The sequence below is a fragment of the Streptococcus cristatus genome, from assembly GCF_963529205.1.
Taxonomy (GTDB): domain Bacteria; phylum Bacillota; class Bacilli; order Lactobacillales; family Streptococcaceae; genus Streptococcus; species Streptococcus cristatus_O.
Map to the genome: position 1 here is coordinate 1 of NZ_CAURYF010000052.1, position 6,391 is coordinate 6,391.

General features: G+C 43.7%; 7 protein-coding genes and 1 tRNA gene. 7 read left to right on the forward strand and 1 reads right to left on the reverse strand.

The features are described 5' to 3' along the window. Positions 1-2 precede the first annotated feature (2 nt). Positions 3-85: transfer RNA gene (locus tag RWS39_RS08900), tRNA-Leu, on the reverse strand. 99 nt (positions 86-184) lie between these two features. On the opposite strand from RWS39_RS08900, the gene rsgA reads away from it, so the two are divergent. The 7 genes from rsgA to RWS39_RS08935 all read left to right on the forward strand — a co-directional run bounded on the left by rsgA (position 185) and on the right by RWS39_RS08935 (position 6,134). Beyond that, positions 185-1,063, forward strand: a complete 879-nt coding sequence (gene rsgA, locus RWS39_RS08905) for a ribosome small subunit-dependent GTPase A (RefSeq protein WP_314482683.1) — start codon at positions 185-187, stop codon at positions 1,061-1,063. A gap of 14 nt (positions 1,064-1,077) precedes the next feature. Continuing rightward, positions 1,078-1,737: a ribulose-phosphate 3-epimerase gene (gene rpe, locus RWS39_RS08910; RefSeq protein WP_314482686.1), complete on the forward strand. Its 660-nt coding sequence runs from the start codon at positions 1,078-1,080 to the stop codon at positions 1,735-1,737. Further along, entirely contained in the window at positions 1,730-2,362 is a 633-nt protein-coding gene (locus tag RWS39_RS08915; protein ID WP_314482688.1) for a thiamine diphosphokinase, read from the forward strand. Before rpe ends, RWS39_RS08915 begins: the two co-directional genes overlap by 8 nt. Position 2,363: 1 nt before the next feature. After that, positions 2,364-3,620: a DNA recombination protein RmuC gene (locus tag RWS39_RS08920; RefSeq protein ID WP_314482690.1), complete on the forward strand. Its 1,257-nt coding sequence runs from the start codon at positions 2,364-2,366 to the stop codon at positions 3,618-3,620. After that, complete coding sequence (locus RWS39_RS08925) at positions 3,610-4,554, forward strand: 3'-5' exoribonuclease YhaM family protein (protein WP_314482692.1); 945 nt, start codon at positions 3,610-3,612, stop codon at positions 4,552-4,554. Before RWS39_RS08920 ends, RWS39_RS08925 begins: the two co-directional genes overlap by 11 nt. Before the next feature lie 200 nt (positions 4,555-4,754). Beyond that, entirely contained in the window at positions 4,755-5,570 is an 816-nt protein-coding gene (purR, locus tag RWS39_RS08930) for a pur operon repressor (protein WP_148877809.1), read from the forward strand. Positions 5,571-5,585: 15 nt separating this feature from the next. Then, positions 5,586-6,134 carry a hypothetical protein gene (locus RWS39_RS08935; RefSeq protein WP_314482698.1) on the forward strand — a complete coding sequence of 183 codons (549 nt, stop codon included), beginning with the start codon at positions 5,586-5,588 and terminating at the stop codon, positions 6,132-6,134. Positions 6,135-6,391 lie beyond the last annotated feature (257 nt).

Consider the following 6,391-nt stretch of genomic DNA (forward strand, 5'->3'; position numbering starts at 1 on the left):
GATGCGGAGGAAGGGATTTGAACCCTCACACCCGTACGGGCACATGCGCCTGAAGCATGCGTGTCTGCCGTTCCACCACCTCCGCTTGCTTTTTATTATAACATATTTTTTGAAAATGCCAATAGTAAAAGCCAAATATATGTTTTTTTGATATAATAATTGTATTAACTTTAAAGGAGCAGTCTTGCAAGGAATAATTATCAAAGCCTTGGCTGGCTTTTATTATGTAGAGTCAGATGGGCAGGTGTATCAGACGAGAGCACGTGGAAATTTCCGTAAAAAAGGTCAGACGCCTTATGTTGGCGACCATGTCGAATTTTCAGCGGACAAGGATTCTGAAGGCTACATTTTAAAAATAGCCGAGCGTAAAAATAGTTTGGTACGGCCACCTATTGTCAACATTGACCAGGCAGTTGTAATCATGAGCGCGAAGGAGCCGGACTTCAATGCCAATCTCTTGGATCGTTTTTTGGTGCTTTTGGAGCATAAGCAGATCCATCCTATTATCTACATCAGCAAGTTAGACCTGCTTGAAGATGAGCAGAGCTTGGATGTCTATGTACAGGCCTATCAGGCCATCGGCTATGAGGTTGTTAAAACCACTGAGGAGTTATTGCCACTTCTGACGGGGAAAATCACTGTTTTTATGGGTCAGACTGGTGTTGGGAAATCCACTCTGCTCAATAAAATTGCACCAGACTTGCAATTAGAAACAGGAGAAATTTCTGAAAGTCTGGGTCGTGGTCGCCATACGACACGGGCGGTCAGCTTTTATAACTTGAATGGCGGAAAAATTGCGGACACTCCGGGCTTTTCTTCTCTGGATTATGAGGTGGACAAGGCAGAAGATCTGAACGTCGCCTTTCCAGAAATTACCGAAATCAGTCGGGACTGCAAATTCCGCACTTGTACCCATACGCACGAGCCGGCTTGTGCTGTCAAACCAGCCGTAGAAGCCCAGCAAATTGCTGCTTTTCGTTTCGAAAACTACCTGCAATTTCTCAGTGAAATCGAGAATCGTCGTGAAACCTATAAAAAGACAGCTAAAAAACTTCCTAAATAGAGAAAGGAACTATCATGAAAACATTTAAAATTGCTCCCTCTGTTCTGAGTGCGGATTATGCTAATTTTGAGACGGAATTGAAGAAGCTAGAAGCCAGCGGGGCAGAATATGCCCATCTGGATGTCATGGATGGCCATTTTGTGCCCAATATCAGCTTTGGTGCTGGTGTTGTAGCAAGTATGCGTCCCCACAGTAAGATGGTTTTTGATTGCCATCTCATGGTGTCCAATCCTGAGCACCATATTGAGGAATTTGCTCGGGCAGGTGCGGATATTATCAGCATCCATGTCGAAGCGACTCCGCATATTCACGGGGCTTTGCAGAAGATTCGTGCAGCAGGTGTCAAGCCTAGTGTTGTTATCAATCCAGGAACTCCAGTCGAAGCGATTAAAAATGTCTTGAATCTAGTGGATCAGGTCTTGGTTATGACAGTCAATCCAGGTTTTGGTGGCCAGACTTTTCTGCCAGAAACCATGGATAAGATTCGTGAACTGGTCGTTCTGCGGGAAGTTAATCAACTGAACTTTGATATTGAGGTTGACGGTGGGATTGATGACAAGACGATTCAGATTGCCCGAGAGGCTGGAGCCAATGTTTTCGTAGCAGGCAGCTATGTCTTCAAAGGTGATGTCAGCCATCAAGTTCAGACCTTGAGGGATGCGCTAGATGCTTAGAATTGCTCTGTTTGCTGGCGGTGATTTGACTGCGGTCAATCGAGATTTTGATGTTTTTGTCGGAGTTGATCGCGGCGCCTTTTATCTCTTAAAGCAGGGCTTGCCTCTGGGCTTAGCGGTTGGCGATTTTGATTCTGTTTCTGATGAAGAATTGCTGCGCATAAAAGCTAGCGCTAAGGAAGTCATTCAGGCTCAGCCTGAAAAGGATGATACGGACTTGGAATTGGCGGTTCTAGCTTGTCTTGAGCGATACCCAGATGCTTATCTGACGATTTTCGGCGCTTTTGGCGGTCGTCTAGACCATGCTCTGGCCAACATTTTCTTACCCAGCAACGATAAAATCGCCCCCTATATGGAGCGGCTGACCTTAGTGGATGCCCAGAATTGCATCCGCTATGTGCCCTCTGGTCGTCATGAAATCAAGCCAGTGGAAGGGATGGACTATCTAGCCTTTATGCCGACAGAGGATGTTCCTTTGACCATTGAAGGAGCTAAATATCCTTTAAATGAAAGGAATTTTTTCTTTAAAAAAGTCTATGCTTCTAACGAATTTATAGATAGACCTGTATTTTTATCCTTTGACAAGGGTTATACGGTTGTTATTTACAGTAAAGATAGGAGTTGATATGGAATATATCATCATCATCCTGCTTATCATCAATCTGGTCTTTCTCTATTTCTTCTGGCAGAGACAGGGGCAGCAGGAGCAGGCAATCAAAGTCTTGCTAGAAGAGCAGGAAGATCATCTGTCCGACCAGCTGGACTATCGCTTTGAGCAGGAAAGGCAGCAGGAAGCTCTTCGGCAAAAAGAGCTGGAACTGGTTCTGGGCGATCGGCTAGCAGAAGTTCGAACAGATTTGCATCTCCATTTGACGGATTTGCGAACCGAAATGGCGGATAGTTTCAGCAAAAATCGAGACAAAACCGATGAGCGGATGCGTCAGATTCAGGAGTCCAATGACCTGCGGCTGGAGCAGATGCGCCAGACCGTTGAGGAAAAATTAGAGAAGACTTTGCAGAGTCGCCTGCAGACCTCCTTTGAGACGGTATCCAAGCAGCTAGAATCTGTCAATCGTGGATTAGGAGAGATGCAGACGGTGGCTCGGGATGTGGGCAGTCTCAATAAGGTTCTTTCCAATACCAAGACCCGCGGCATTATGGGCGAGCTCCAGCTGGGACAAATTATCGAAGACATCATGACCCCCAGCCAGTATGAGCGCGAATTTGCCACAGTGGCAGGTTCTAGTGAGCGCGTGGAGTATGCTATTAAATTGCCGGGACAGACGGAGCAGGACTATGTCTATCTGCCTATTGACTCCAAGTTTCCTCTGGCGGATTACTACCGCTTGGAAGATGCTTATGAGTCTGGCAACAAGGAAGAGATTGAACTTTACCGTAAGTCGCTGTTGGCTAGCGTCAAGCGCTTTGCCAAGGATATCAACAGTAAATATCTGGCTCCGCCAGCTACGACTAATTTTGGGATTATGTTTTTGCCAACGGAAAGTCTCTATTCCGAAGTGGTTCGCAATCCAGAGTTTTTCGACGGTCTGCGACGAGATGAGCAGATTGTCGTGGCGGGTCCATCTACCTTGTCAGCCCTGCTCAACTCTCTCTCAGTTGGCTTTAAAACCCTGAACATCCAGCGTAGCGCAGATGACATCAGCAAGGTTCTGGGCAGTGTCAAGCTGGAATTCAACAAATTTGGCGGCATTCTAGCCAAGGCTCAGAAGCACCTGAAGAACGCTTCTGGCAGCATCGATGAGTTACTGACTCGCCGAACCAATGCCATTGAAAGAACGCTGCGGCATATTGAATTGTCTGACCAAGACCTTCAGTTACACTTGCTAGATATTCCAGATGAAAGGGAAGACTATGAAAATTAATCAAATGAAAAAGGATGAATTGTTTGAAGGATTTTATCTGATTAAGTCAGCCGAAGTCCGACAGACCAGAGCTGGGAAAAATTACCTCGCCTTCACTTTCCAAGATGATACTGGAGTGATCGAGGGGAAATTGTGGGATGCCCAGCCCCATAATGTGGCAGAATTTACAGCAGGAAAAGTCGTCCACATGCAAGGCCGTCGCGAAGTCTACAATAATACGCCACAGGTTAATCAGCTGACTTTGCGCTTGCCAAAAGCTGGTGAGCCCAACAATCCTGTGGATTTCAAAGAAAAACCACCGGTTGATCAAAAAGAACTGCGGGAATACCTGGCGCAAATGATTTTCAAAATTGAAAATCAAGTCTGGCAGCGCGTGGTCCGTTCACTTTACAGCAAATACGACAAGGAATTCTATTCTTACCCCGCAGCGAAAACCAATCACCATGCTTTTGAGTCAGGACTCGCTTTTCACACAGCTACCATGGTTAAACTAGCAGATGCGATTGGTGACATCTATCCTCAGCTAAATAAGAGCCTTCTTTTTGCAGGGATTATGTTACACGACTTGGCCAAAGTCATTGAATTGAGCGGTCCAGAAAATACGGAATACACTGTCCGAGGCAATTTGATTGGGCATATTGCACTGATTGATGAGGAATTGACCAAGACCTTGGCGGAGCTGAAAATCGTTGATACAAAAGAAGATGTTATCGTTTTGCGACATGTCCTTCTCAGTCACCACGGTCTTCTTGAATACGGCAGTCCCGTTCGTCCAAAGATTATGGAGGCCGAAATCCTGCACATGATTGACAATCTGGATGCGGAAATGATGATGATGACCACGGCTTTGTCTCTTGTTGCTCCAGGAGAAATGACCAATAAAATATTCGCTCTGGAAAATCGTTCCTTCTATAAACCAAAAATTGATAAGTAAAATACGAAAAATGGGCATTATATTTAGCATAATGTTCGTTTTTTTGATATAGTATGATATAATGAAAAAATAAAATAAATATTCATAGAAATCACTCCAAACTTTGAAATAGAAAGAATTGAATTACTGCTCTATGCGAGAAGAGCTACGTTCTCAGATTAGTTTGTGGCTGATTTTGATGGAGTCGAATTGGTGAAAAAATGAAATTAAGAAGAAGTGAGCGCATGGTGGTTATTTCCAATTACTTGATTAACCATCCTTACCAATTAACAAGTTTAAACACATTTGCAGAGAAATATGAATCTGCCAAGTCTTCCATTTCAGAAGACATTGTGATTATCAAACGTGCCTTTGAAGAAATCGAAATTGGTACGATTGAGACCATTACGGGTGCTGGAGGAGGTGTTGTTTTCACTCCATCCATTTCAGAAGAAGATGCAAAAGTCATCGTTCAAGACCTCCGCGATCAGCTGTCTGAGAGTAATCGAATCCTGCCTGGCGGATATATCTATTTGTCAGATTTGCTTAGTACGCCATCTATCCTCAATAATATCGGTCGCATCATTGCCAAAGCTTTCAAAGACCAAAAGATTGATGCGGTTATGACAGTTGCGACCAAGGGGGTTCCCTTGGCCAATGCTGTCGCTAATGTTTTGAATGTTCCCTTTGTCATTGTCCGCCGCGATTTGAAAATCACCGAGGGCTCTACGGTCAGTGTTAACTATGTCTCGGGCTCTAGCGGAGATCGGATTGAGAAAATGTTCCTCTCAAAACGTAGCCTAAAGGCTGGAAGTCGGGTGCTGATTGTCGATGACTTTCTAAAGGGAGGTGGAACAGTTAATGGGATGATTAGCCTTCTGTCTGAGTTTGATTCGGAATTAGCAGGAGTAGCGGTCTTTGCAGACAATGCGCAAGCTAATCGCGATCATCTGGAATACAAATCACTGCTAAAGGTGACCAATATCGATGTTAAATCAAATACGATTGATGTTGAGATTGGGAATATATTTGATTAACTTTAGGAAAGAATTATGAGAAATATTTTTGATAAATTAGAGGGAATTTCTATTTTTGTTCGTTCTGGAATTATATTGGTCTTAGCGGCTATCTTGATTTCTGGTCTATTATTTTTAAAACCAGCTCAGAATAATACGGGCTCCACTAAAAACGTTAGTTACAGTAGACGTTCAAGCTCTAGCGATGCTAGTTCTACAAATCAAGCATCTTCATCAGAGGATAATACGATTCAGGATGCGGAAGCTGCTGTTAAAAAGTTAGAAGAAGAGCGTACCGATGAAAGTTTAGCTCAAGCACAAGCAGCGGTTGATAAGGTAAAAGATGAGGAAGCCAAAGCTAAGTTCCAAGGCCGAATTCAAGCCGTAAAAGATGCAATGAAAACACCTGGGGAATCCTCTGAACCTGATTCAGACCAGCAGCCTGTTCCAACCCCCTCACCAGCCTATGTAGCTCCCGTTGTTGTAAATGAAGTACCAGCTCGACCACAGGAAAATCAGAATCCAGCCCCTTCTACAAGCTCGGAGCCTACTCCCAGCTCGTCTTCAACTCCCGCAGGAGCTTAAGCGACACAGTGATTACGAGTAGAAGAATCATGCTAAAAATAATAAGAACTCTCAATCATGCAATATGAAGCATGATTGAGAGTTTTTTTAGTTTGTTAATAGTAAAATATTTTTATTTTAAACGCTTATTAAAGATTATCAGAATAAGTAAAAAATTAAGAAAACCTATTGACGAGGATATGCTTCTGTGTTACAATGATAAACGGTACTTTTTACTTTTGGTCTCTCAAAAGTGTACAGAGACGTGCTGACAAATG

Excerpts from the sequence above, each read along its gene's own strand:
- purR (WP_148877809.1), top strand. The coding sequence starts at position 4,755 with ATGAAATTAAGAAGAAGTGAGCGCATGGTGGTTATTTCCAATTACTTG.
- RWS39_RS08935 (WP_314482698.1), top strand. The coding sequence starts at position 5,586 with ATGAGAAATATTTTTGATAAATTAGAGGGAATTTCTATTTTTGTTCGT.
- RWS39_RS08915 (WP_314482688.1), top strand. The coding sequence starts at position 1,730 with ATGCTTAGAATTGCTCTGTTTGCTGGCGGTGATTTGACTGCGGTCAAT.
- rpe (WP_314482686.1), top strand. The coding sequence starts at position 1,078 with ATGAAAACATTTAAAATTGCTCCCTCTGTTCTGAGTGCGGATTATGCT.
- RWS39_RS08925 (WP_314482692.1), top strand. The coding sequence starts at position 3,610 with ATGAAAATTAATCAAATGAAAAAGGATGAATTGTTTGAAGGATTTTAT.
- RWS39_RS08920 (WP_314482690.1), top strand. The coding sequence starts at position 2,364 with ATGGAATATATCATCATCATCCTGCTTATCATCAATCTGGTCTTTCTC.